This window comes from Elizabethkingia argenteiflava (assembly GCF_009904105.1).
Taxonomy (GTDB): domain Bacteria; phylum Bacteroidota; class Bacteroidia; order Flavobacteriales; family Weeksellaceae; genus Elizabethkingia; species Elizabethkingia argenteiflava.
Map to the genome: position 1 here is coordinate 1 of NZ_JAAABJ010000048.1, position 232 is coordinate 232.

General features: G+C 40.1%; 1 pseudogene. It reads right to left on the reverse strand.

Annotation, left to right across the window (positions count from 1 at the left end):
• Positions 1-232: pseudogene (locus GNY06_RS00235) on the reverse strand (hypothetical protein); the annotation flags it as partial.

Sequence of the window (232 nt, forward strand, 5' to 3'; positions counted from 1 at the left end):
CAACGGTGTAAACCTTGGTGATGGAATCAGTTCGGTGGCTGGCTGCTATTTTAGCGAGATTGATCTCCTCGTCGCTGGCTTGGTCTAGTTTGTCTAAAAATAAATGCTTCAAAGAGTAAAAATCTTCCGTAACTTTTATTATTTTGCCGTCCTTGTCTTTTATTTTGTTAGAGCTCTTAATTAATCTGTGCCAACGCTTTGTAATCTGGTAGGGCTGTATAGGCTTATCTCC